This window comes from Sulfuriflexus mobilis (genome assembly GCF_003967195.1).
Taxonomy (GTDB): domain Bacteria; phylum Pseudomonadota; class Gammaproteobacteria; order AKS1; family AKS1; genus Sulfuriflexus; species Sulfuriflexus mobilis.
In genome coordinates this window covers 2,501,172-2,525,491 of sequence record NZ_AP018725.1, presented here as the reverse complement: position 1 = coordinate 2,525,491, position 24,320 = coordinate 2,501,172, and the positions used below count along the sequence as shown (strand labels likewise).

The following is a 24,320-nucleotide window of genomic DNA, read 5'->3' as shown; positions in this document are numbered from 1 at the left end:
AACCGATAGTAACGCGTGACTGGATGCGGTTTGGATAGGGTGCTATCGTCAACAACAAGATGCTCAGTGAATGCGAAGTGATAATATGAAAAGATTCTTGCTAGTCTTCACCGGTTCAGCTGCCATGCTGCTGGTGCTTGCCGCCTGTACCCACAAGGTTCAGCTTGAGGCACCCGAGAAACCCATCACCATTAACCTCAATGTAAAAATCGAGCATGAGATCAGGGTTAAGGTCGACAAGGAACTCGACGCACTGTTCAAGAAAGACAGCGGGCTGTTCTGAGGCCGCCGCGGGATAACAGGATGACGACTATGAAAAGAACACTGACAATCCATTTACTGACACTGCTGCTGAGCCTGAGCGCCTTCAGCATGGCGGCCTGGTCAACGCAGGCCTGGGCGCTTGATCTGCAAGCGGCCAAGGCCCAGGGGCTGGTGGGCGAACAGCTTGATGGTTACCTGGGTGTCGTCAAAGCCTCTGCGGCGGTGCAGGCGCTGGTGCAGCAGGTCAACGACGGGCGCAGAACGTATTATGAAGGTATTGCCCGGCGCAATGGCACATCCGTTCAGGTGGTCGAGGTGCTGGCTGGCAAGAAGGCCATTGAACTGACACCGCCGGGCCAGTATGTGCAAAGCCCCTCGGGTGCCTGGACGAGGAAGTAACCCGCCGATAACGGGCATGCCGCCAGGGGTGTCTGTGCCAGGGATGGGTTAAGTAAAACGTTCCTGCAGGTAGCGGACAATCTCGTCCGACTCATACATCCAGCTAACATTTCCGTGTTCATCCGTGATCTGCAGGCAGGGCACCTTGATGGTGCCGCCACCGAGCAACAGTGCTTCACGGTTGGCAATGTCGCGTTGCGTATCCCGGATCTCGATATTCAGTGACAGGCGCTTCATGGCGCGGCGCACCTTGATGCAAAACGGACAGGTGCGGAACTGGTAGAGGACCAGGCTCTTCGTCTTGCGGTCGACCTCGTCCTGTTCGATCTCGGGGCGCTCGATGCCTTTTGGCGTGGTGACGAGGTCCCAGAGTAAGATAACCGGGCCGAGCAGGAGTCGAATGAGCTGGAAGAAGGGGCGGATAATGTACTTCATGATTCTAAATAGTTTCGCTAACGCTGTGATTCGGTTTCTGTGAGTAGCAAGCACGGGCTTGCTCAGGGTGCGCAGTGTAGCGCGGGTGGTGCCCTGAATTCAAAGGAATTGCTGGTTTTGGCTCTTTTCGTCATTGCGGCGGGCCCTAGCCGTAATCCAGTTTTATATTAGGGCGTGGATTCTGGCTAAGGTCGCGCCGCAATGATGGGTCGGGCTTGCACTTGGATGCGCGTTGACCGAGACTGCCAGCCCTGATGCCAGATTCCGCCCACAATGACGCCCTGAGCCCGGCCCAAGACCTGCTTTCCAAGGTGTTCGGTTACGAGCGCTTCCGTTTTGCGCAGGACGAGATCATCTGTCAACTGCTCGAAGGCGGTGATGCGCTGGTGCTCATGCCGACGGGTGGCGGTAAATCGCTGTGTTATCAGATTCCTGCCATGCTGCGCGAGGGCCTGGGTGTGGTGGTCTCGCCGTTGATCGCGCTGATGCACGACCAGGTCTCGGCCATGCAGCAACTTGGGGTGCGGGCGGAGTTTCTGAATTCCTCGATGAGTCAGGAAGAGGCCTATCGGGTCGAGCAGGCGGTGCGCAACGGCGAACTGGACCTGCTGTATGTGGCACCGGAAAGGCTGATGATGGAACGTACCCTGAGTATGTTGTCGCAGTCACGACTGGCGCTGTTTGCAATCGATGAGGCGCACTGTGTCTCGCAGTGGGGGCATGACTTCCGCCCCGAGTATATCCAGCTCAGTGTCCTGCATGAGCGCTTTCCCGATGTCCCTCGTATTGCCCTGACCGCGACGGCCGATAACGCCACGCGCCGCGAGATCGTTGAGCGGCTGGCACTGGGCAATGCGCGTCAGTTCATCACCGGTTTTGACCGGCCGAATATTTGTTATCGCATCAGCGAGAATCAGGGCAATGCCCGTGACCGCCTGTTGCGGTTTATTCATAACGAACACGAGGGCGATGCGGGTATCGTCTATTGCCTGTCGCGCAAGAAGGTCGATGAGACTGCGAAGTGGCTGGCGCAAAAAGACCTGAAGGCCCTGCCTTATCATGCCGGTCTGCCCGCCGAGGAGCGCCGCCAGAATCAGGAACGTTTTCTGCGCGAGGATAGTGTGATCATCGTCGCCACTATCGCCTTTGGTATGGGCATCGATAAACCTGATGTGCGTTTTGTTGCGCATTTAAATCTACCCAAGAGTCTTGAGGCCTATTACCAGGAGACTGGTCGCGCCGGCCGTGACGGTCAGCCAGCGAATGCCTGGATGGTCTATGGCCTGCAGGATGTGATCATGCTGCGGCAGATGCAGGAAAGCTCGGAGGCGAATGAAAACCACAAGCGCATTGAGCGTCACAAGCTCGACAGCATGCTCGGCTTTTGTGAACTGACGCGTTGCCGCCGACAGGCCCTGCTCGAATATTTTGATGACCACAGCCTGACGCAGCCCTGTGGTAACTGCGATACCTGCCTGACGCCACCCGAGACCTGGGATGCGAGCATCGCTACGCAAAAGGCCTTGTCTTGTGTGCACCGCACCGGGCAACGCTTCGGCGTGAATTACCTCGTTGATATCCTGCTCGGTAAAGACAACGAGCGCATCCGCAACGCCGGTCACGACAAACTCACCACCTTTGGCATCGGCAAGGACCTGGATCAAAACGCCTGGCGAAATCTTTATCGGCAGTTGATCGCACACGGCCTGTTGAGCGTGGACCTGGAAGGCTATGGCGGCCTGCACCTGACCGAGGCCTGTCGACCGGTGTTACGGGGTGAACAACCATTGATGTTGCGCAAGCTGGTCGCGCGTGGCGGAACCGCGAAACGGGACCGCAAGGCCAGCCAGTTTGCCGGCAAGGCCGACAAGGCCCTCTGGCAGGCCCTGCGTGACAAACGCCAGCAGCTCGCCACGCAACAGTCGGTACCGGCCTATGTGATCTTCCACGATGCGACTCTGATGGAAATGGTCAGCTACCGTCCAGAGACACTCGAACAGCTGGGGCGACTGAGCGGCATCGGCGAGCGCAAGCTCGAGGCCTATGGCGATGAGTTTCTCGGTGTGATTCGTGAACACCTCGCCGATGAGAATGCCCCGGCAACGGATACCATTGATGAGAGCCTGCAACTGTTTCGACTCGGCATGGATGCGGAGCAGATCGCGAACCAGCGCGGGCTGACTACGAGCACAGTCATGAACCATCTCGCCAAGGTTATCGAGCTCGGTGAGCTGGATGTGCGTGAGGTCACCGGGCTGGATGCGGAGGTGATCACTGCGATTCGTTTTGCCTTTGAACACAGCGAGGAGCCGAACAAGCTCAAGCCGGTGTTCGAGGCCCTGAACGGCGAGTACGACTATGCCGTGTTGCGTTGTGTGAAGGCCTCCCTGAACCAGGGCTGAGAAAATATGTCTGACGCTGTTTAGCAGCGTATACGTTATAATTTTAACTATTCAGTATTTAATGAGGATCCAAAGGTGCCAAAGGCGAGTGATTTGAAACGTGGCATGATTGTAGAAATCGACGGTGACCCACATGCCGTCAAAAAAGTAGAGGCAAAAAGCCCCTCTTCTCGGGGTGCTTCGACCCTTTACAAGGTGCGTTTTACCAACCTGAAGACCGGTCAGAAACTCGATGAGTCCCTGAAGGGTGATGACCTGCTCAAGGATGCCGATTGCCAGCGCACCAAGGTCCAGTACTCTTACCAGGACGGTGACCTGTACACCTTTATGAATATGGAAGACTATAGTCAGTACAGTCTCAATGGCGATGACCTGGAAGGTCAACTCGGTTATCTGACCGAAGGTCTGGAAGGGATCACCGCGCTGCTCATGGACGGGGAGATCATCGGTATCGAGTTACCACAGTCTGTGAACATGACGATTACCGAGACCAGCCCCGGCATCAAGGGGGCCACGGCCACCGGCCGGACCAAACCGGCGACATTGACGACCGGTCTCGAGATACAGGTACCGGAGTACCTGGAGAATGGTGAGCTTGTTAAGGTCAATACGAGTAACGGTAAATTTATCTCCCGGGCATGACTGCCGTGAGGGAAACAACGGCAAGTTAACAGCAACTATCCGGAGTGGGTGAACGATGGCATTAAAAGAGATTTCCCTTACCCTGGGCATTCTGGCTGGTTCCGCGGGTGTCACCAATGGCGGTTATACACTGTATAAGAACTTCGTTACGGTACCGGCGGAGAATGCCGAGTATAACCAGGCATTAATGACGCAGACCCCATTGCTGGTCGAGTCGATTGAGATACAACCTGTTGCCGAGATCGCCATGCGTGTCGAGGTCACTGTGAAGATATTCAAGACCGGTGACATCCTCGTTGAAAGCGGTTCGACGCGCCAGTTCATCCCCTTCAGTCTGGGCAAACAGCATGCGGCGCTGGGTGGGTTGATCGGTACGGCGCATGCCGGTGAGGTTACATTAATAGACGGTGTCAGCTATGAGATGACCGTGTTGAAGTACACCGAGGCGACCTCCATGGTCTCCAAAGACCGCATGCAACGGATACGGGTGTTTGCCGATGGCCAGGTAGAGACGAGTATTATCAATATTCGTTCTAGTGAGGTTGTTGAGACGCAGACACAAAGCAGGACACTTAGCGATGAGGAACGCAGCCGGATTGAGGCCAGCCCCTATAAGAAGAAAATCTTCACGCCAGTAATAAAATAGACAGGCGCGAATCAATGCGGGATCTCGTTACCTACCTTCAGTCGCTTTTTTACAAAACCCGCCCTACGGACACGTGGCCGCAGCGGCTGCCTGACTATACGGTCAGGGTGTCGGCACGGGCGAGGCATGTGCGCCTGAAGGTGTCCGCCCCGCAGGGGCTGGTGGTTGTGGTGCCCAGGGGTTTCGATACAGGACAGATCCCGGCCCTGCTGGCGACGCAGCGACCCTGGTTGGAAAAGGTTTTGGCAGAGTTTGCCGAACGCATGCCAGACGATGCCGACGAGGGCCTGCCCGAACAACTGTCGCTGAGGGCTATTGGGCAGACCTGGTCTGTCGAGTATGCACATAGCACAGCGACACATGTCAGTGCGCGAAGCCATACCGGGCAGCGTGTCCGTGTGCGGGGCAATATCACCGATAAGAAGGCCTGCCGCGCCGCCCTGCGTCGCTGGTTGTTGAGGCAGGCACATATCGAACTGGTGCCGTGGCTTGAGGCGCTCAGCCATACCCATTCCTTACCTTATAAAAAGACCCGGGTGAGCATGCAGAAGACACGCTGGGGGAGCTGCTCTTCTCGTGGCACGATCAGTATCAATGCGCAATTATTGTTCCTTGAGAGACATCACGTCGAGTACGTGTTTTTGCACGAGTTGTGTCATACCGTGCAGATGAATCACTCGCCGCAATTTTGGGCCATGCTTGCCGCCCGCATGCCGGGTTACAGGGATACTCACCAGGCTATCAGGCAGGCGTGGCAATACACCCCTGCCTGGACAAGTGATAAAGACTAATTCGTGTTATCTTCCCGGCTATAGTCATAAAAAAAGTGATGTATGTCAGCACCAAGGCAACAACAAGACCCCGTCTACGCCGAGCAGTTGCGACTGTTATTTTCAGGCATGCCCCTGTCTGTTGCGGCGATAAGCATCAACAGCGCATTAATGCTGGCCGTGTTATGGGCAGTGATTGCACATGAAAAACTGGTGTTATGGGGGCTGGCGATGCTGTTGGTGGTGCTCTACCGTGGTGCGCTGGCCGGCTGGTATGCAAACAATAATGATGCGTTAAGTGTACAGCGATGGGGGCAATTATTTACCTCAGGCGCACTGTTAACAGCATGCGTCTGGGCGAGTGCGGCGATATTTCTGTTCCCGGACGAGAGTATTACCCATCAGGCCTTCCTCGCCTTTATTTTTGCTGGGATGAGTGCCGGCGCAGTGACGACACTGTCCTACTTACGTCTGCCGGCAACACTGCATGTGTTATTGATGCTGACCCCGCTTGCCGCACAATTCTTCCGTGACGGTGAAGGCATGGCATTCGCCATGGGAGCGATGATCGTGGTTTACATGTTTATCATCGTATCTTCAACGAGACGTTTTTTCGAAAATGCACGACAAAATATCGAATTGCGTTTTGCCGCTGCGGACAGGGAAAAAACGCTTAAGGAAACCCAGAATAAGTATGAAAATATTTTTCATTCAGCGCCCCTGGGTGTGGCACATTTTGATAAAAATGGCGTAATTATTGACTGCAATGAAACCTTTTGCCGCCTGGCGAGACATGAGAGGAAACAGCTCATTGGTTCAGGTATTTTGGCCGAGACGATGGATGAGGACTTCAGGGGCTTTATTACCAATACCCTGGCGGGCGAGTCAAACCAGTATGAAACCCATGCAGGAGTCATCGGTGGTGATGAGAATGTCGCCATACGCGCATTTTTTCGTGGCATGGAGCAAAACGACGAAGTGGTTGTGATTATTGAGGATGTCACAGATGAAAAGCGAATTGAAAGACTCAAGGATGAGTTTGTTTCCACTGTCAGTCACGAGTTGCGTACCCCTCTGACCTCGATTCATGGGGCCGTCAGCCTGATCACCGGTGGTGCAGCGGGTGAAATTTCTGAGGAAGTCTCATCCCTGGCAAACATTGCCGTTTCCAATACACATCGCCTGCTTTCTATCATTGACGACATTCTGGACATAGGAAAAATTGATTCAGGTAACATTGTCCTGGAAATGATGCCGGTGTCAGTGTCTGGCCTGTTGGCTGAGAATATAGAGGATAACCGGCATTATGGCACCGAATCCGGGATAGATTTTGCACTCTCTGATGGTGAGCAGGAAATTTGTATCAATGCGGACCCGGTGCGGTTGTCGCAGGTATTAAGTAATCTGCTTTCCAATGCGGCAAAATTTTCGCCGTCGGGGAGTGTGGTTGACATCGATCTCAGCAACAATGATGGCCGGGCACGCATTGCGGTGACGGATCATGGGCCAGGTATCCCGAAGGATTTTCATGCGACGATATTTGATCGTTTTACGCAAAGCGATGCTACCAACGCACGTATTAAAGGGGGAACCGGCCTGGGCCTGAGTATATCGAAGGCGCTGGTCGAGCAAATGGGAGGCGAGATCGGTTTCGATACAAGGCTTGGTGAGGGGACCACTTTTTATATTGAATTTCCATGTATTGAATGTGCCAGCAGTGCGAATTAGCATGTAATAATTATTTAAACAAGCGATTTTATACGTTTGCTATTGTTTACTATGTACTTTTTGTTATAGTCACTGCACCGATTTAAAATTCTGTAAATAATCAAGGAAAAAATCATGGCAAAAGCAAAGAAAGCAAAAGCAGTCGCTAGCAGCGCATCTGTACACAAGAAGATTTCCTCCGCCCTTGAAAGCCTGGCAGCTGCATGGAATGACGCTGAAGCAGCCGTTGCAGCACGCAGCAAGGCTGCTAAGAAGGCAGGGGCTGAAGTGAAGAAGCTGAGCAAGAAGCGCGCCACACTGATGAAGCGCAAGAAGACCGCGACAGCCAAGAACAAGAAGGATTCAACTGGCGAAACCCGTAAGGCGCTGAAGACTGTAGCCAAGGATATTGCTGCTACCAAAAAGATTCTGGACAAGGCCAAGATTGAAAAAAGTGTCCATGCCGCTGAACTGGCTGCGCTGAAGGCGGGTCACCGTGTGGCCACAGCCTATACAAAGGTTATTGAGAAGGCTGACAAGATCCTCAACAAGCCAAAGAAGAAGCGTCGTAAAAAGCGTGCCAAAAAAGCTGCGTAAATAACACTTCTTGAGTGGTAATAAAAAACGCCCGCAAGGGCGTTTTTTTATGGTTAGATTGACCTATGAAGTCTTATGATGTGATCATTATCGGTGCCGGTGCGGCGGGCCTGATGTGCGCGATGACCGCCGGGCAACGTGGCAAGAGCGTGCTGCTACTGGAGCGGGCGAACAAGGTCGGTAAAAAGATCCTCATGTCCGGTGGCGGGCGCTGTAACTTTACCAATTTGTATAGCGAGCCGGGCAATTATCTTTCGCACAACCCGCACTTTTGTAAATCCGCCCTGAGCCGCTACACGCAGTGGGACTTTATCGCCCTGGTCGAGAAACACGGCATTGCCTACCACGAAAAGTCCCAGGGACAATTATTCTGTGACGATTCCTCGAAACAGATCCTGGCCATGCTGCTCGCGGAGTGCGAGCAGGCTGGTGTCGAGATCCTCACACGTTGTGAACTGGACAAGGTTGAGTGTGATCACGGTTTTCACCTCGACACTAGCCTGGGTGAATTCCATGCCCAATCGCTGGTAGTGGCCTCTGGTGGTCTGTCGATCCCGACACTGGGTGGTTCGGACATTGGTTACCGCCTCGCACAACAGTACGGCATGCAGGTATTGCCGCGTCGCGCCGGGCTGGTGCCCTTTACCCTTTCCGGTGCGCTGAAGGAGATGAGTGGGCGTTTGTCGGGTCTGTCTCTGCCTGTGCGTATAAGCTGTGGGTCGGTCTCGTTTCCTGAACAGTTGTTGTTTACCCACCGCGGCCTGAGTGGCCCAGCGGTGTTGCAGATATCCAGTTACTGGCGGGAGGGTGAGTCGATCGAAATCGACTTGTTGCCGGAGACGGATGCAGCGGATTTAGTCAGCAAGGCCAAGCGGCAACAGCCGAAGTCCTTGCTGCGAACGGTGTTGAACGCCGTGTTAGCAAAGAAACTGGTCACGGAGCTGGAACAACTCTGGTGGCCGGAGTCAGCAGAAAAACCCATGGCCGAGTTTGCCGACAAGGAGCTGCTGGAGGTCGCCAAAAAGCTTAATCATTGGCGATTGACCCCGGCCGGCACCGAGGGCTATCGCACCGCGGAGGTTACCATGGGCGGCGTCGATACCCATGACCTGTCGTCGAAGACCATGGAGAGCAAGACCCGGCCAGACCTGTATTTCATCGGTGAGGTGGTCGATGTCAGTGGACAGCTAGGCGGGTTTAATTTTCAATGGGCCTGGTCGTCCGGCTATGTGGCCGGACAATCGGTGTAGGTGCACACATGCTTGAAGTGATTATCCAGATGGCGGGGCTGATAATCTGCGGGGTTGGCTGGCGCCTGCTGCAGCCGGCAGGTCTTGCGGCGATGCCGACCCGTACCGTGCTGACTTCGCTGGTTTATTATCTGTTACTCCCCGCATTAGTGCTGTCGGTGTTGTGGAAGGCCGAGCTGGGTGAGACCTCGGTATTGATCGCCATTGCCGGTGCGGTCGGTATTTTTGCCGGACTGGCGGTCGGTTTTCTCTCCTGTCGCCTGTGCCGGAATTCTTCGGCCGAGGCCGGGGCGGTGATCCTGGCTGCGACCTTCCCCAATGCCACCTACCTGGGTCTGCCGGTCCTGGAGGCGACCTTCGGCCCCTGGGCGCGTGGTGTGGCCATTCAATATGATCTGTTCGCCTGTACGCCATTATTGTTCACCGTCGGTGTGCTGGTTGCGTCGCGCCTCGGCGCCAGTGGTGAGAAGAGTTATGCAATTTATCGTAGTCTGCTGCGTATCCCGGCGATGTGGGCGGCCGTGCTGGCGGTGATACTGAATGTGGGTGATGTGCCATTGCCCTTGGTGCTCGATGGCATGTTGTCCCTGCTCGAGCGCGGCGTAGTGCCGCTGATGCTGTTCTCCCTTGGTTTGAGCCTGGAATGGTCGCGTTCACGCTGGCACCTGTTACCCAGCCTGGTGCCGGTGGTGGTCGTGCGCCTGTTACTGGTGCCAGCCATTGTCATGCTGGTAGCCAACAGTCTGGGCATGAGCGGCGAACTGCGCGCCGCGGTGGTCATGGAGGCGGCCATGCCGAGTATGGTGATTGGCCTCGTGCTCTGTGATCGTTTCAAGCTCGATGTCAGTCTCTACGCTGCTGCAGTCACCGTGACCACGGCCCTGAGTCTGGTCACCTTGCCGTTATGGTATGGCTGGCTGATCGGCTAAACACGGCCTGGGTACAGGTTCTTGATAGCCGATGTATGGAACTGGAGGGAGTGTGGTGATTTAACAATAATCACTACGCCCCAACTTTAGCTCTTGAGCTTCTCGATGCCCAGGGTCTTCAATATGTACTTTTCGTAGACACTTTCGGTGATCCCCTTCCTGACCTTGCGCAGGTAGTACTTTTCGAAGGCCACTTTGCCGAGATGTACCCACTTGCCTTTTTTCATCCAATTGACGTTGCGTGGCGGGATCTGTGGGCTTGCGACAAAGGCGATACCTGTATCACCCATGTCGGCAAGGCAGATGGCATCCCAACTCGCCTTTGCCGTCGCTTCCTTGCCGTCGAGGGTCGCGCAGATATTGGCCGCAGCGGCATAGGCCATTGTCTCGATCATGTAGCCGGTCTTGGGGACGCCGGTAGGCACGGGTGTAGCAACGGGCGGCGCAATGGCGACGCATACCCCTACGCCATAGACATTGGGGTATTTGGGATTGCGTTGAAATTCATCGATGACAATGAAACCACGTGGGTTAGCGAGACCCTCGACATCCCGAACTGCGTCAATGCCAGTAAAGGCAGGCAACATCATGCTGTATTTGAACGGGAGTTCATGCTGCTTCTTTTCATTGCCATTTTCATCGTATTCACTCACATACATTTTATCCGCTTCGACCTTGCTGACCTTGGCGTTGCAGATCCAATTAATGTGATGGTTGCGCAGTTCACTCTCCATCATCCCCTTGGAGTCACCGACACCGCCAAGACCAAGATGACCGATATAGGGTTCCGAGGTGACAAAGGTCATGGGGACCTTGTCTCGGATCTTCCGTTTACGCAGGTCGGCGTCCAGGATAAAGGCAAATTCATAAGCGGGACCGAAGCATGAGGCGGCCTGCACGGCACCGACTACGATGGGACCAGGGGCTGCTACAAACTTGTCCCAGCGCTGTGCGGCGTCAGCGGCATGATCCGTGGTGCATACAGAAGCGGTATGCCCCTCGGGACCAAGGCCCTCGATTTCGTCGAATGCAAGACGCGGACCGCTTGCAATGATCAAATAATCGTAAACCACACGTGAATCGTCGTTGAGTTCGATTTCATTACTGTCGGGGTATACACGCCTGGCACCGGTAGAGATAAAGTCGATGCCCTTGTCCTTGAAGACAGGCCCCATGGCTACACTGATATCATCCGGTTTACGCCAGCGTACTGCGACCCATGGATTGGAAGGGGTGAACTGGAAATGGTCACTGTTTGAAATAACGGTGATCTTGTCTTGCGCGCGTTTGAGGTCATGCATCTCATAAGCAGAGGCAATACCACCGATACCAGCGCCTAGAATTACAATATGAGCCATTGTGGGAATCCTCTGTTTTCGATCTCGCCTATGGACAGGGCATTGCGAACAGGAGCCTTTATGCAAATCGACGTAAATATATATCAAGGCTAAAGAAGGGCAAACTAGTATAAAAACGCTGCAGACGCCTTGATCAGAATCAATATTATTCTCTGCTACTATCCGGCCTTTCAGTGAGGTGAATACAAGGCGCGGGACACATGACATGCCATGTGTCCCGCATTAAACTACATGGTCAGGAATGCTTCAGCGTGCGTGGGCGACCATGACCGGGCCGCCGGTGGTCGTGAAGGCCTTGAGGTCAGCAGTGATCTCCTTGAGCTGGGCTGAGACCTGCGCATAGACCCTTACTGCCTGGGCATGGGCATTCTTCTTGTAGGCGGCATACAGCAGGCCGCCGGGCAACAAGGCTGCCAGCATAGTATCCTTGCTGGTGAAGCGTTTTTGCTCCGCCTCGCGGGACAACAGCTTTTTGTCGTGCTTGAGCGCGGTCTGCAGCGCGGCGATCTCATCAACGAGTGCATCATTGTCGATGCCCGGTAGTTTGATGGTGAAGCCCCCCTTGACGGTCTTTGGGGCCCACAGAATATCTGCGTCGGCAGCCACTGCCGGGATGCCAAAACCGGCGAAAATCAGCAGGAGGCTGAGATGGCGGATAATTCCATGTATATTCAACATAAAGCGTTCCTTTTACAGACTAATATCTTTTTATGAGAACACATTTTGCTTAAGCAAACCTTAACCGAGTCGGCGGTAAATTTATTATTTTTAGTGATTAATTCCTGTCATTATGAGGGCGGTTTTTTCGTGTTCCGGAAAAACTTGTCAAATACTTTTTCGGGCTTGCCCGGTACGCGGTGGGTGGGGTGTTGGCACCCGTGTGAGTCTTGAGGGGTCATGTTGCAAATTTCCAATAATGTCGCCATCCCGGATGCCGAGATCGAGATAAGCGCCATCCGTGCGCAGGGGGCGGGCGGGCAAAATGTCAACAAGGTCGCCAGCGCCGTGCACCTGCGCTTTGATATTCCGTCCTCCTCCCTGCCGGATTTTTATAAACAACGGCTATTGAAGCTCAAGGACCGGCGTATCAGCCGTGATGGCGTCATCATTCTCAAGGCACAGCGTTTCCGCAGCCAGGACAAAAATCGTGAGGATGCGCTGGAGCGGCTGCGGGAACTGATTAAAAGTGTAGCCGTAACGCAAAAGGCACGCCGCCCAACCAAACCGACCCCAGGTTCACAACAAAAGCGCCTCCAGCAGAAGGGTCAACGGGGCAAAACCAAGACCTTGCGTGGCAAGGTATCAGACTATAACAATCAGTGAAGCGAGATGAGAGTAAGGCAAGTTGAATCACGTGACCATGGGTAGGAAAAGGCCATGACGGCTGGCGCGATCAAGGCGGTCTTGTTTGACTTTGGTGGTGTGCTGGCCGAAGAAGGTTTTCGCGAGGGGCTGATGGCGTTGGCCATCGAGCAGGGACTCGATACAGGGCATATCGCCACACAGGGTATGCAGGCGGTGTATGACTCAGGCTTTGTGCTGGGGAAGGGCACTGCTGCCGGGTTCTGGGCCTTGTTGCGCGAACGGACAGGGCTGCGCGGTGACGATGGACTGCTCAGTGAGCGCATCCTGCACGGCTTCGTGCCCCGCCCGTGGATGCTGGAACGGGTTCGGCAATTACGTGCGCAGGGGGTTGTGACCGGGATCCTCAGCGATCAGACACACTGGCTGGATGAACTCGATAACCGCTATCACTTTAGCGAGGCCTTTGACCGGATCTACAACAGTTATTACCTTGGCAAGGGCAAGCGCGACCCTGGCCTGTTTGCCGATGTGCTTGCCGACCTGAATCTGCCCGCGGCGGCGGTATTGTTCATCGATGATGATGCCGGCAACGTGGCCCGGGCCCAGGCAATGGGACTCCAGGCTATCCGCTATATCGATCGGCAGGGATTTGAGGCCGCGCTCGAGGCCATTTTGCCGGATTGAGTACCGAAGGCGGCCTCTGGGTCGTGGAAAATAGTCAGCAGAAATCGCGATTGGGCGGCAAATTATGCGATAATGCGCCGGATAACCTCTGATTAACCTCATTCTGGAATAGTCTTTTGATCTCTACAGCCAATATCACCATGCAGTTCGGCGCCAAGCCGCTGTTCGAAAACATCTCGGTCAAATTCGGTGACGGTAACCGTTACGGTCTGATCGGCGCCAACGGTTGCGGCAAGTCGACCTTCATGAAGATCCTCGGCGGTGAGCTCGAGCCGACCTCGGGCAATGTCTCGATCGATGTCAATGAGCGTGTCGGTAAGCTGCGCCAGGACCAGTTCGCCTATGAAGAGTACACGGTGGTGGATACCGTGATCATGGGCCATAGCGAATTGTGGGAAGTCAAAAAGGAACGTGACCGCATTTATTCTCTGCCGGAAATGAGCGAAGACGACGGCATGAAGGTCGCCGAGCTCGAGGTCGAGTTTGCCGAACTGGATGGTTACACCGCCGAGTCGCGTGCCGGTGAATTGCTGCTCGGTCTGGACATTCCGCTCGAACAACACAACGGTCCGATGAGTGAGGTTGCACCGGGCTGGAAACTGCGCGTGCTGCTGGCCCAGGCCCTGTTCGCCGACCCGGATATTATGCTGCTCGACGAGCCGACCAATAACCTCGACATCAACACGATCCGCTGGTTAGAAGGCGTGCTCAATGAGCGCAACAGCACTATGGTTATCATTTCGCATGACCGTCATTTCCTCAACAGTGTTTGTACGCATATGGCCGATCTTGATTACGGTGAACTGCGTGTCTACCCGGGCAACTATGACCAGTACATGCTGGCCTCGACCCAGGCCCGCGAGCGCCTGCTCTCCGACAACGCGAAGAAGAAGACACAGATCGCCGACTTGCAACAGTTCGTCGCCCGCTTCTCGGCGAATGCCTCAAAGGCCCGCCAGGCGACCTCGCGCGCCAAGCAGATCGAAAAGATCCAGCTGGAGGATGTAAAGCCATCCAGCCGAGTGAATCCATATATTCATTTTGATCAGGATAAGAAATTACATCGCCTGGCCGTGGAGGTCGAGGGCCTGACCAAGGGCTATGATAAAGGCCCGTTGTTCAAGGATATGAACATGATGGTCGAGGCCGGTGAGCGTATTGCCGTGATCGGCCCGAATGGTATCGGTAAGACGACCCTGCTGAAGACTTTGGTTGGCGAGGTGAAGCCTGATAAGGGCATCGTCAAGTGGTCAGAGAATGCCAGTCTCGGTTACTTTGCCCAGGATCACGCGGCTGACTTTGCGCAGGACATGACCGTGTTCGAGTGGATGAGCCAGTGGCAGCAAAAGGGCGAAGACGAACAGGTTATTCGCGGCACCCTGGGTAAACTACTGTTTACGAAGGACGATGTTAACAAGTCGGTGAAGGTGCTCTCCGGTGGTGAGCAGGGTCGTATGGTGTTCGGCAAGCTCATGCAGCTGAAGAACAATGTCCTGCTTATGGATGAACCGACCAACCACCTTGATATGGAATCGATCGAGTCACTGAACATGGCTCTGGAGAAATACCCAGGCACCTTGATCTTCGTCAGTCACGACCGTGAGTTTGTCTCCTCACTGGCAACACGCATCATTGATATGGAAAATGAAGGCCTGGTCGATTTCAGTGGTACTTACGAAGAGTACCTGCAGAGCAAGGGTATTGATAATTAGGCGGCTTCGTTCTGGCAATAGAGTTCCTGCATCATCTTGATGACGCCAATCAACTCGAGTTTGGCGATGCGGTAAAACACGCGATTGGCATCGCGGCGTGCGCTCAGTATGTTTTTATCGCGGAGATAGTTCAGATGCTGGGAGATATTGCTTTGCGAGGAGCCTGATTTTTCGACGATATCTTTTACGGATAACTCGTCTTCATTCAGGGTGCAAAGGATCTTCAGGCGCAAAGGGTGAGCAATGGCCTTAAGCGTCTTCGCGGTGCATGTGATATCGCAATCTTTATTCATAAATTCTTCGTCGTAAATTAATCAGTGTGTGCGATTGTACGCAATAAAAAGGCCCGGTGTTAACACCGGGCCTTTCAGTTCCGGCAAGCAAAAATTTATTACTTGGCAGCCTGCGCTGGTGCAACAGGGGCTACTGGTGCATAGCCGTAAGGCGCGTAACCGTTATTGTAGCCATTGTAACCGTTGTAGCCGTTGTTGTAGCCATTGTAACCATTGGCACGACCGTTACCACGTGCGCCCATGTCAAAAGACATGTTGCCATTGCCCCAACCGTTACCATTGCCCCAACCGTTATTAGCATATGGATGCTGGTAGTAAGGAGCAGCAACAGGTGTTACGGGAGCAGGTGCTACAGGAGCAGCTGTGTTCTGGGCAACAGGAGCAGCAGCCTGAGCAGGTGCTACGGGAGCATAACCGTAAGGCGCATAACCGTTGTTGTAGCCGTTGTAACCGTTGTTATAGCCATTGTAACCATTGGCACGACCATTACCACGAGCGCCCATGTTGAAAGACATGTCGCCATTGGCCTGACCGTTACCGTGACCATTACCTTGACCGTTGCTCCAACCGTTACCGTTGTTGTTAAAAGGACCCCACCATGCTTGGGCAGACGTCAGTGGCAGTGCGGCCATAATGGCAACAGCAAATAATGTTTTCATGTTCATTGTAATTCCCCTCTCTTTCGATTGATTAAAGTTTATTGGGTATTGCTTAAATCTTTGGCTGGCTAACCAGTGTGGACGCATAGTATTACTGTGCTCTAATATTATCAATACATAATATTAGAGAATTGTAATATTTATTTTTATTCAATATAAACAGGTAGATACATCTCATAAAGAACATATATATTTCGGGGGGATAGGCTAAATATACCTTGAGATGGGCATAATTGATGAATTAGCGGTACCTGGGAGAACTTAGGTTGTGATCAATACGCGCAAGGCCTCAAGGCGCAGCCCTGCGGCATCCAGCACCTCGGTGAGGGCCTGTAACTGCAGGCTGAAAAACTTTATTTCGTCATCGCGGACATTGGGATTAACTTGTGCCAGGGCCTTTAGACGATCGATTTCTGTTTGCAGCGTGTCACGGGTTCCCTGATGCGCCTCGGCCAGAATTTGCGGGGCTTGCTCGGCAGCCTGTTTCTCACAGGACGAAAGCATGTCCTTCAACTCTGCCTTATAGGCACGCACGATGGTTGCGGCGGTTTCATTATCGACCTTTTCACGTACTTTATTAATCGATTCATGGGGCAGGGCCTCGTGCAGGTTTCGACCGCCTTGGTCGAGCACGACCCGGATCGTGGTTGGTGGCAGGTAACGACTGGCCTGTAAGGCGGTATTGGCACTGGATTCCAGGCTGAACAGGCACTCGAGTAACAGGCTGCCGGGCTTCAGGCCTCGGACCTTGATGGAGGCCATGGCCGTATTACCCTGTTCATTTCCCAGTACCATATCGATGGCGCCGGTGAGCATCGGGTGTTCCCAGCTGAGGAACTGCATGTCCTCGTTGGCGAGGGCCGTGTCGCGATCATAGGTCACAGTCATGCCTTCTTCACGCAGGGCCGGGAAACTGCTGGTCTGCATATGATCGCCGGGGTGCAGGACAAAGCTGTTTTCCCCATGTACCTCACTGTCCACCCCGTAGGCATCGAAGACCTGCTCGAGGTATTGCATGGGACTGGTTTGCCGATCGTTTTGCCGGGCACGTTCACATAATTGTTCGGCCACATGCGGGCGACAGGAATTGTATTCGAGCAGGCGATCGCGACCACGATGCATGGCCGCGTTTAACTCGTCATGTAATTTTTTGCTTTCCAGAATGAAGGCACCATGATCCGCCTGTGGTGTGTGCAGGGCCTGCAATAATCTCGCCTTTACCTCGACAAAGACATTGTGCCCGGCCGGACAGGTGTGCTCAAAGGCCGACAGACCCTCGTGATACCAGTCGAGTATCAGCTGTTGTGCACTGTGCTCCAGATAGGGAACATGGATCCGAATTGTCTCGGTCTGGCCAATACGATCCAGTCGACCGATGCGCTGTTCGAGCAGATCCGGGTTGAGGGGCAGATCGAACAGTACCAGGTGATGGGCGAACTGGAAATTTCGGCCCTCACTGCCGATCTCGGAACAGATCAGTACCTGGGTGCCGAATTCCTGATCGGCAAACCATGCCGCGGCGCGGTCACGCTCAATCAGGCTCAGTTGTTCATGAAACACCGCGGCGTGCAGGCCGGTGCGGGTCCGCAGTGCCTCGGCGAGGTCGATGGCGGAATAGACGTTGGCGGTGATTACCAATACCTTGGCCGGGCGTAGCGTCTTGAGTTGCTTGCTGAGCCAGTCGACACGTGGGTCGAGTTTGATCCACTGTCCGGTATTGTTAGCGTCATCGAGTTGATAGGCCAGCTCCGGGCACAGCAACAGGCGTGGGTCGCAATCCCTGTCGAGCCCGGCCAGGGTTTGCGCATAGGCCTCGGGCAGGGGCAGGGCATAGCGATGCAGTTCGCGCTGCGGAAATCCTTTTACTGCACTGCGCGTATTGCGGAACAGCACGCGGCCGGTACCGTGCCGGTCGAGCAGGTGTTCAACCAGTTGCCGGCGGGCCTCGGGACTCCCGTCCGGGTCAGACAATGTGTCGAGCAGGGCGCGCTGGTCTGGCTCGTTCAGTGTTGCGGCAAGGATCTGTTGTGCCGCCTCATCGAGGTTTTCCTCACCGAGCAATTGCTCGACTACCCGGGCGATGGGTTCATAACCCTGTTCTTCTGCTATGAAGCTGTCGTAGTCGGGGAAGCGGTCCGGGTCCAGCAGGCGCAGACGCGCAAAGTGACTGGCCTTGCCGAGTTGTTCGGGGGTTGCCGTGAGCAGCAATACCCCACTGACCTCGGTAGCCAGCAATTCGATCAATTCATATTCGAGGCTTGCCCCTTCCTGAGACCACTGCAGGTGATGCGCCTCATCGACCACGAGCAGGTCCCAGTTACCGACATAGACCTGCTTGAAACGGTTTGGATGACGACTCAGGAACTCCAGGCTGCAGAGCACCAGTTGCTCACTGTGAAAGGGGTTGTCATCGTCATCGGTCAGTGCCGTGCAGCGCTCTTCATCAAAGACACTGAAGCGCAGGTTAAAACGACGCAGCATTTCCACCAGCCATTGGTGGACGAGGCTCTCCGGCACCACGATCAGAACGCGTTGTGCGCGTTCAGTCAGCAACTGCTGATGCAGGATCAGCCCGGCCTCAATGGTCTTGCCGAGGCCTACCTCATCGGCCAGTAACACGCGAGGCGCATAGCGGTTGGCGACCTCATGAGCGATATATAGCTGATGGGGGATAAGGCTGGTACGGCCGCCGCTCAGGCCACGCAGGTCGGAATGGCTGAGCCGGTTAATGTGCTGCAGGGTCAGGTAACGCAGTTCAAACCACTTGTTCGGGTCGATCTGCCCGGCAAACAGACGCTCGGCCGGGCGGTTGAGCTGCAGCAGCGGGTTTAATTCTCCCTCTGGCAAGCTGGCCAGTGCGCCATTATCTTCACGCTGCCCGTGATAAGTCAGTATGCCGGCTTCCTCGGTGACAGCGGTCACCTTCATTTCCCAGCCGGCATGGCTGCTGATGCTGTCACCGTCACCGAACACCACACGGCTTAAGGGCGCCGTTTGCCGGGCATAGGTACGTTTCTCGGCTGTGGCGAGAAAGGCCAGGGTGACACTTCGCGGATCGACGTCGATAATACTACCCAGGCCTAGCTGGATTTCGGCATCGCTGATCCAACGCTGGCCAATAATGAATTCTTGCACGCTACTTCCACGCTGATGTTCGGGGGCCGCTATGGTAGTGGATTTGTCGGCGGATGTCCTGAGTGCGCGGCCGATAAGCCGTGCCGACCCAGTCAGGTTTTTGCTTATAGAACAAGCCGCTGCTTGAATATTTTATTGGTATTTTGGGTAAATATACGGTTACACTAGACATAGTTTACTCATTATCTCGGTCTTTTCAGAAGCACCTCTTGGTTTCCTCCTGTAAGTCACCTTAGATGATTAGTAACGAAATACTATATTATTGATTATTAAAGGTTTTAGAAAATGGCTACAGGTACAGTTAAGTGGTTTAACGATTCCAAAGGTTTTGGTTTCATCTCTCCAGACGACGGCAGTGCAGACGTGTTTGTACACTTCTCAGCTATTCAGAGTGACGGCTTCCGCAGTCTGGCTGAAGGTCAGGCCGTGACTTTCGAAGTCGAGCAGGGTCCGAAAGGTCTGCAGGCGACCCAGGTTCAGATCGCTTAAGACGGACTGAATCCTTTCTTGCCACGGGATAACCGTGGGCAGGGAAAACAAAAAGGTAGTCAGGTTATCGCGCAATAGTGTGATAGGCGGGCTGCCTTTTTTTATTTTCCAGTGGCCGCGAACCGGTAGCCCTGCCGGTGATATTCTTGGCGCGGTGCGGGGGCAATACGCACGGCGACCTTAAAACCACGCCTAAGTCCTTGTATTTTAGTCACCCGTGCATTTCTGTTATGCTTCGCGCCCTTCATTCCTTTAATACCTAAATACCTAAATACTTAACTTATCCGACATCGAGGTCAGTCATGTTCAATCTGGGTTGTGCGAACCGCGCCTGTTTCCAAAACGAGATCCTCTCCGGCCTGACCGTGGCCCTGGCCCTGGTACCCGAGGCGGTGGCCTTTGCCTTTGTTGCCGGCGTCGATCCATTGGTCGGTTTGTACGCCGCCTTCATGGTGGGCCTGCTGGCAGCGACCTTCGGCGGGCGTCCGGGCATGATCTCCGGTGCCACCGGCGCGATGGCCGTGGTCATGGTCTCGCTGGTCGCTGAGCACGGCGTTGAATACCTGTTCGCCGCCGTAGTGCTGACCGGCCTGATCCAGATCCTCGCCGGCATCTCCCGCCTCGGTAAATTCATTCGCATGGTGCCTTACCCGGTGATGCTGGGGTTTGTGAATGGCCTGGCGATCGTGATCTTCCTTGCCCAATTACAGCACTTCCAGTTTACGGCCGACGACGGGGCCGCAACGTGGATGACAGGGACACCAATGTGGATCTTCCTCGGCCTGATCGCACTGACCATTGCCATTATTCAATTTCTGCCCAAGTTGACCACGGCCTTCCCGTCGACACTGGCGGCGATCCTGGTGGTTTCATTGCTGGTCATCGGGCTGGATATAGACACCAAGACCGTTGGTGATCTGGCGTCAATAAAAGGTGGTCTGCCGAGCTTCCATATCCCAATGGTGCCATTCAACATGGAAACCCTTTTGATCATCCTGCCGTACTCGGTTATCCTCGCCGCGGTGGGTTTGATCGAGTCGCTGCTGACCCTGACCCTTATTGATGACGTCACCAACACCCGTGGTCGTGGTAACCGTGAGTGTGTCGGTCAGGGTATTGCCAACACCGTCACCGGCATGTTCGGTGGCATGGGTGGCTGTGCCATGATCGGCCAGAGTATGATCAATGTGAACTCCGGTGGTCACCAGCGTCTGTCGGGTATTGCTGCGGCCTTGTTCCTACTGGCCTTTATCCTGTTTGCCTCAAGTTTGATCGAACAGATCCCGATGGCCGCCCTGGTCGGGGTGATGTTTATCGTTGTGCTCGGTACCTTCGAATGGACCAGTTTCAGGATCCTGCGCAAAATCCCGCGTACCGATGCCTTTGTTCTCATCCTGGTATCTGCCGTTACCGTCATGACCGACCTGGCGATTGCCGTGGTTGTGGGTGTGATTGTCTCGGCCGTGGCCTTTGCCTGGGAACATGCCAAACACATCAGCGTGAAGGGCTATGACGATGAAAACGGCTCTCGTGTCTATGAACTGAGTGGCCCGTTGTTTTTTGGCTCGGTAAAAAGTTTCCTCGATCTGTTTGATCCGGCCAAGGACCCTGACGATGTGATTATAGAATTTCAGAATTCACGCGTTGCCGACCACTCGGCAATCGAGGCGATCGATAACCTTGCCGATAAATACATCAAGGCCGGTAAGACCCTGCACCTGCGTCATCTGAGTAATGAGTGCAAACTGTTGCTGAAAAATGCGGGTGACCTGGTTGAAGTCAACGTCATGGAAGACCCGCGCTACTTTGTGGCCGATGATCAATTGGGCTAAGGGAATACATAGACATGGCCGAACTGCATCCACAATTACAAAAAGACTGCCTGCTGTTAGGGCAGTTTGAACTGTGTAAATTGTTGCTGATGAATGATGCCAACTATCCCTGGTTTATCCTTGTTCCGGATCGACAGGGGATCACAGAAATTTATCAACTCACCGAGCAGGAACAACAGCAATTGATGCGAGAGTCATCGATCATGGCGAGGCTGTTGGTCAGGGAGTTTCATGCGGAGAAGGTCAACATCGCGGCCCTGGGTAATATTGTGCCGCAATTACACCTACACCATATAGGCCGTTATCATGCTGACCCGGCATGGCCCGCGCCGGTGTGGGGCGTATGCGTGGCACAGGCCTATGATGACGAGGCACTTCAGGTATTAATTGACAAGACACTGGAGGCGTTGCGGGGACAGTCGGGGTTTATTGCGGCGGGCTGATGTTCAGCCAAAGACGTTTTCCTGAAACCGGCGCTGGATTTCTAATATCTCATTTTCATTCTCGATTAGCGCATTCACACAGGCAGCATCGAGTTCTTCATTGGTTAATTTCTGTAAGAGTGTGAATGCCTCCTGATTATCCCAGGCTTCTTTGTATGAACGCTTGCTGGTCAGGGCATCAAAAATATCAGCCACTGCGACAATACGTGCCTCAAGTGGGATATCTTCGCCAATCTTTTGTTCCGGGTAACCGGTACCATTCATCTTTTCATGGTGTGAAAGGGCGATGTTTCGCAGGATATTGGTATGTGAGATATTATCGAGACCGAAGTTTGCCAGCAAGTCGTCAATCATCTTCAGACCATCAGTGGTGTGGGTTTTCATGATTTCCATTTCATCATGAGTGAGATGGGATTTCTTTAGCAATATCTCATCCGGTATTGCTATCTTGCCTATGTCGTGCAAGGGCGAGAACATAAAAACATGCTCAATATAGTCATCATCGAGTTGATATTTTTCGGCCAGTGCAGTAGCAATCAGTCGACTGTAGCGCGACATACGATCCAGGTGACTACCGGTTTCAGGGTCACGTAAATGCGTGATGTGACCAGTCGTTTTCAAGGCGGCTGTCAGGGTATTGATGGTAGATGTTTCGTTAATAATCATGAGTGAAATGATATGAGCATAGAGGTCAAGTTCATTCAGCGTGGCTTCAGTGAAGACATCCTTTTCATAAGAATTAAAGAACAGAAAACCAAAAAAAACACCATTGTTGAACATGGGCAGGGTATAACTGGCCGCATAACCCTGACGACCAATTCTTTGTGTATGCTGGTTGCTATCATCCTCGAAGGTCAATTTATTGTTGATGACACGGGGGCATTTTTCTTCAAGAATGTGTTTCAGCGATGGGGCATTATCAATAGGTGTCTGGTAATTTTCAATGGGATTATCTTCACCGCTGCTGTGCAAATAGGTCTTGAGCAGGCTAGTCTCAGAATCGTAAAGAGTTACTGCAATTCGTGCCAGAAAGGGAAACTTTTCCCGCGCCTTTCTGTGAGCGGATACGATCTTTTCCTTTAATGAACCTTCATCGTGGAGGAAGGCAAACGAGTCACTGTGTTGGTAATGGCTATCGTCGGACATAATGTATTGCCAGATTCATGTTATGCAGATAATTCGCGTAGTATAGACTATTTATTTATACCTTTTTTACAAAAACAGACTTATAGGGTTGGCCACGCAAGCCGGCTATATCGAAACTTGTGAGTTGAGAACAAATACCATAATGATATATGAAACGATAAATGAGGCATGTCTCTGCCGACCATGGTATATGCCAGCGAGTCCTATGTCCGGGCCAGTTCTTCCGGTGACTGTTAGGCGACTGTCTCCTGTTGTGTGATCGAGCAGGTCGGTAATACAGCTATGGCCGATGATGATATTCGCATTAATTGCTGTACGTCGTGCTAGTGCCCTAGTCTTCCACAGCATATTATGCTCAAGCCAATCTGTTAATTAGCAGACTTGCCATTGTTCACCCTGCCGATCGGTTGAGGTGAGTTGTGCTGACGGCATCCAAATTCTGCTCTCACGCCATGGGGTTTAGGGTAAACTATTGTTAGGAATTTTTCTGTGTGCCCGGGCTGCCTTGTGTAATCACTCAAAGCCAGGTGAAAATGGCGACATTGCGATTTACATCGACCGGCAAATATTCATGTAACGCATTGAATTTATACAAAAAGTTTATTTATCAATGAGCTGTGTAACACGGCCATGCGGTTTTCCCCTGAAAAGACATAAGTCAATTCTTATATAGATATTTGGGCTTATATCCGATAAAATAAGTCAACTATTATTACCTGAAGTGAAGTAGCCCATTTTTTAAGGAGCGGCGAGCAATGCAAGCAGAAGTAGATGGCAAGATAATCGAACTCAGTGAGGCCGGCTGGCTGTTGAACCTCGATGAGTGGAGTGAAGCCCTGGCTCACGAGATCGCGAAAAACGAAAAGATCACTGAACTCACCCAGGAGCACTGGGATATCATCAATTTGGCGCGTGAATACTTTGTAGAAAATGGAGTTGTTGCTGAGCCACGCCTGTTCTCCAAACTGATGAAGAAAAAATTCGGTGATGACCGCAGCAGTCAGAAGTATATTTATTCCCTGTTTCCGACAGGCCTGATTAAGTGTGCCAACAAGATCGCGGGTCTGCCACGTCCAAAGGGTTGTAGCTAAGACGAATAGCTGTTTTTTTTGCTAGAAACCAGAAGGGGGGAGCAGCGCATAGTTGCGCCCCCTTTTTTTTGTGCCTGGATTTTGGTATGAAGTGTAATGTATTTCTCCGAGACGCCATAAAAAAGATACGCT

The 24,320-nt window shown here is 53.3% G+C and carries 24 protein-coding genes; 17 read left to right on the top strand and 7 right to left on the bottom strand.

Annotation, left to right across the window (positions count from 1 at the left end; translation table 11 throughout):
- The first annotated feature begins 85 nt into the window (after window positions 1–85).
- Both EL386_RS12525 and EL386_RS12520 read left to right on the top strand, forming a co-directional pair.
- A complete protein-coding gene (locus EL386_RS12525) occupies window positions 86–283 on the top strand; it encodes a YnbE family lipoprotein (protein WP_126456577.1) in 198 nt (65 codons plus the stop codon).
- Between the two features lie 29 nt (window positions 284–312).
- Window positions 313–663 carry a YdbL family probable chaperone protein gene (locus EL386_RS12520; RefSeq protein ID WP_126456576.1) on the top strand — a complete coding sequence of 117 codons (351 nt, stop codon included), beginning with the start codon at window positions 313–315 and terminating at the stop codon, window positions 661–663.
- Between the two features lie 48 nt (window positions 664–711).
- Here the strand turns inward: EL386_RS12520 and EL386_RS12515 are convergent, their stop codons facing one another.
- On the bottom strand, window positions 712–1,098 hold the full coding sequence (locus EL386_RS12515; protein WP_126456575.1) for a glutaredoxin family protein: 387 nt from the start codon (window positions 1,096–1,098) through the stop codon (window positions 712–714).
- A gap of 254 nt (window positions 1,099–1,352) precedes the next feature.
- Between EL386_RS12515 and recQ the strand changes: the two genes are divergently transcribed.
- From recQ to EL386_RS12475, 8 genes are all read left to right on the top strand, one after another.
- Complete coding sequence (recQ, locus tag EL386_RS12510) at window positions 1,353–3,500, top strand: DNA helicase RecQ (RefSeq protein WP_126456574.1); 2,148 nt, start codon at window positions 1,353–1,355, stop codon at window positions 3,498–3,500.
- Between the two features lie 75 nt (window positions 3,501–3,575).
- Window positions 3,576–4,142, top strand: coding sequence for an elongation factor P-like protein EfpL (efpL, locus tag EL386_RS12505; protein WP_126456573.1), 567 nt, complete (start codon window positions 3,576–3,578; stop codon window positions 4,140–4,142).
- A gap of 55 nt (window positions 4,143–4,197) precedes the next feature.
- The gene (locus tag EL386_RS12500) at window positions 4,198–4,788 is read left to right on the top strand and encodes a hypothetical protein (protein WP_126456572.1); all 591 of its coding nucleotides are present in this window, start codon (window positions 4,198–4,200) and stop codon (window positions 4,786–4,788) included.
- 128 nt (window positions 4,789–4,916) lie between these two features.
- Entirely contained in the window at window positions 4,917–5,579 is a 663-nt protein-coding gene (locus EL386_RS12495) for a M48 family metallopeptidase (RefSeq protein ID WP_172597723.1), read from the top strand.
- A gap of 42 nt (window positions 5,580–5,621) precedes the next feature.
- On the top strand, window positions 5,622–7,286 hold the full coding sequence (locus tag EL386_RS12490; RefSeq protein WP_126456570.1) for a sensor histidine kinase: 1,665 nt from the start codon (window positions 5,622–5,624) through the stop codon (window positions 7,284–7,286).
- 114 nt (window positions 7,287–7,400) lie between these two features.
- Window positions 7,401–7,862: a hypothetical protein gene (locus tag EL386_RS12485; protein ID WP_126456569.1), complete on the top strand. Its 462-nt coding sequence runs from the start codon at window positions 7,401–7,403 to the stop codon at window positions 7,860–7,862.
- Between the two features lie 65 nt (window positions 7,863–7,927).
- Window positions 7,928–9,112 carry a BaiN/RdsA family NAD(P)/FAD-dependent oxidoreductase gene (locus EL386_RS12480; protein WP_126456568.1) on the top strand — a complete coding sequence of 395 codons (1,185 nt, stop codon included), beginning with the start codon at window positions 7,928–7,930 and terminating at the stop codon, window positions 9,110–9,112.
- Window positions 9,113–9,120: 8 nt separating this feature from the next.
- On the top strand, window positions 9,121–10,041 hold the full coding sequence (locus EL386_RS12475; protein ID WP_126456567.1) for an AEC family transporter: 921 nt from the start codon (window positions 9,121–9,123) through the stop codon (window positions 10,039–10,041).
- An 86-nt stretch (window positions 10,042–10,127) separates the two neighbouring features.
- On the opposite strand, the gene EL386_RS12470 is transcribed toward EL386_RS12475, so the two are convergent.
- Window positions 10,128–11,399, bottom strand: coding sequence for an NAD(P)/FAD-dependent oxidoreductase (locus EL386_RS12470; RefSeq protein ID WP_126456566.1), 1,272 nt, complete (start codon window positions 11,397–11,399; stop codon window positions 10,128–10,130).
- A gap of 246 nt (window positions 11,400–11,645) precedes the next feature.
- Entirely contained in the window at window positions 11,646–12,077 is a 432-nt protein-coding gene (locus tag EL386_RS12465; RefSeq protein WP_126456565.1) for a hypothetical protein, read from the bottom strand.
- A gap of 219 nt (window positions 12,078–12,296) precedes the next feature.
- On the opposite strand from EL386_RS12465, the gene arfB reads away from it, so the two are divergent.
- From arfB to EL386_RS12450, 3 genes are all read left to right on the top strand, one after another.
- Window positions 12,297–12,722: an alternative ribosome rescue aminoacyl-tRNA hydrolase ArfB gene (arfB, locus tag EL386_RS12460; protein ID WP_126456564.1), complete on the top strand. Its 426-nt coding sequence runs from the start codon at window positions 12,297–12,299 to the stop codon at window positions 12,720–12,722.
- A 54-nt stretch (window positions 12,723–12,776) separates the two neighbouring features.
- Window positions 12,777–13,388, top strand: coding sequence for an HAD family hydrolase (locus tag EL386_RS12455; RefSeq protein WP_126456563.1), 612 nt, complete (start codon window positions 12,777–12,779; stop codon window positions 13,386–13,388).
- A gap of 116 nt (window positions 13,389–13,504) precedes the next feature.
- Window positions 13,505–15,100: an ABC-F family ATPase gene (locus EL386_RS12450; RefSeq protein WP_126456562.1), complete on the top strand. Its 1,596-nt coding sequence runs from the start codon at window positions 13,505–13,507 to the stop codon at window positions 15,098–15,100.
- On the opposite strand, the gene EL386_RS12445 is transcribed toward EL386_RS12450, so the two are convergent.
- From EL386_RS12445 to rapA, 3 genes are all read right to left on the bottom strand, one after another.
- Window positions 15,097–15,393, bottom strand: a complete 297-nt coding sequence (locus EL386_RS12445; RefSeq protein WP_126456561.1) for an ArsR/SmtB family transcription factor — start codon at window positions 15,391–15,393, stop codon at window positions 15,097–15,099. The genes EL386_RS12450 and EL386_RS12445 overlap by 4 nt on opposite strands.
- A 98-nt stretch (window positions 15,394–15,491) precedes the next feature.
- Window positions 15,492–16,058, bottom strand: a complete 567-nt coding sequence (locus EL386_RS15715) for a sulfur globule family protein (protein ID WP_197722086.1) — start codon at window positions 16,056–16,058, stop codon at window positions 15,492–15,494.
- A gap of 255 nt (window positions 16,059–16,313) precedes the next feature.
- Complete coding sequence (gene rapA / locus EL386_RS12430) at window positions 16,314–19,187, bottom strand: RNA polymerase-associated protein RapA (protein ID WP_126456560.1); 2,874 nt, start codon at window positions 19,185–19,187, stop codon at window positions 16,314–16,316.
- Window positions 19,188–19,472: 285 nt separating this feature from the next.
- On the opposite strand from rapA, the gene cspE reads away from it, so the two are divergent.
- From cspE to EL386_RS12415, 3 genes are all read left to right on the top strand, one after another.
- Window positions 19,473–19,676 (top strand): transcription antiterminator/RNA stability regulator CspE, encoded by a 204-nt coding sequence (gene cspE, locus EL386_RS12425; protein ID WP_126456559.1) that lies wholly within the window; start codon window positions 19,473–19,475, stop codon window positions 19,674–19,676.
- A 302-nt stretch (window positions 19,677–19,978) separates the two neighbouring features.
- Window positions 19,979–21,508, top strand: coding sequence for a SulP family inorganic anion transporter (locus tag EL386_RS12420; RefSeq protein WP_126456558.1), 1,530 nt, complete (start codon window positions 19,979–19,981; stop codon window positions 21,506–21,508).
- Between the two features lie 14 nt (window positions 21,509–21,522).
- On the top strand, window positions 21,523–21,951 hold the full coding sequence (locus EL386_RS12415; protein WP_126456557.1) for an HIT domain-containing protein: 429 nt from the start codon (window positions 21,523–21,525) through the stop codon (window positions 21,949–21,951).
- 3 nt (window positions 21,952–21,954) lie between these two features.
- On the opposite strand, the gene EL386_RS12410 is transcribed toward EL386_RS12415, so the two are convergent.
- On the bottom strand, window positions 21,955–23,097 hold the full coding sequence (locus EL386_RS12410) for an HD domain-containing phosphohydrolase (RefSeq protein WP_126456556.1): 1,143 nt from the start codon (window positions 23,095–23,097) through the stop codon (window positions 21,955–21,957).
- Between the two features lie 755 nt (window positions 23,098–23,852).
- On the opposite strand from EL386_RS12410, the gene EL386_RS12405 reads away from it, so the two are divergent.
- Complete coding sequence (locus EL386_RS12405) at window positions 23,853–24,188, top strand: TusE/DsrC/DsvC family sulfur relay protein (protein WP_126456555.1); 336 nt, start codon at window positions 23,853–23,855, stop codon at window positions 24,186–24,188.
- Window positions 24,189–24,320: the final 132 nt, after the last annotated feature.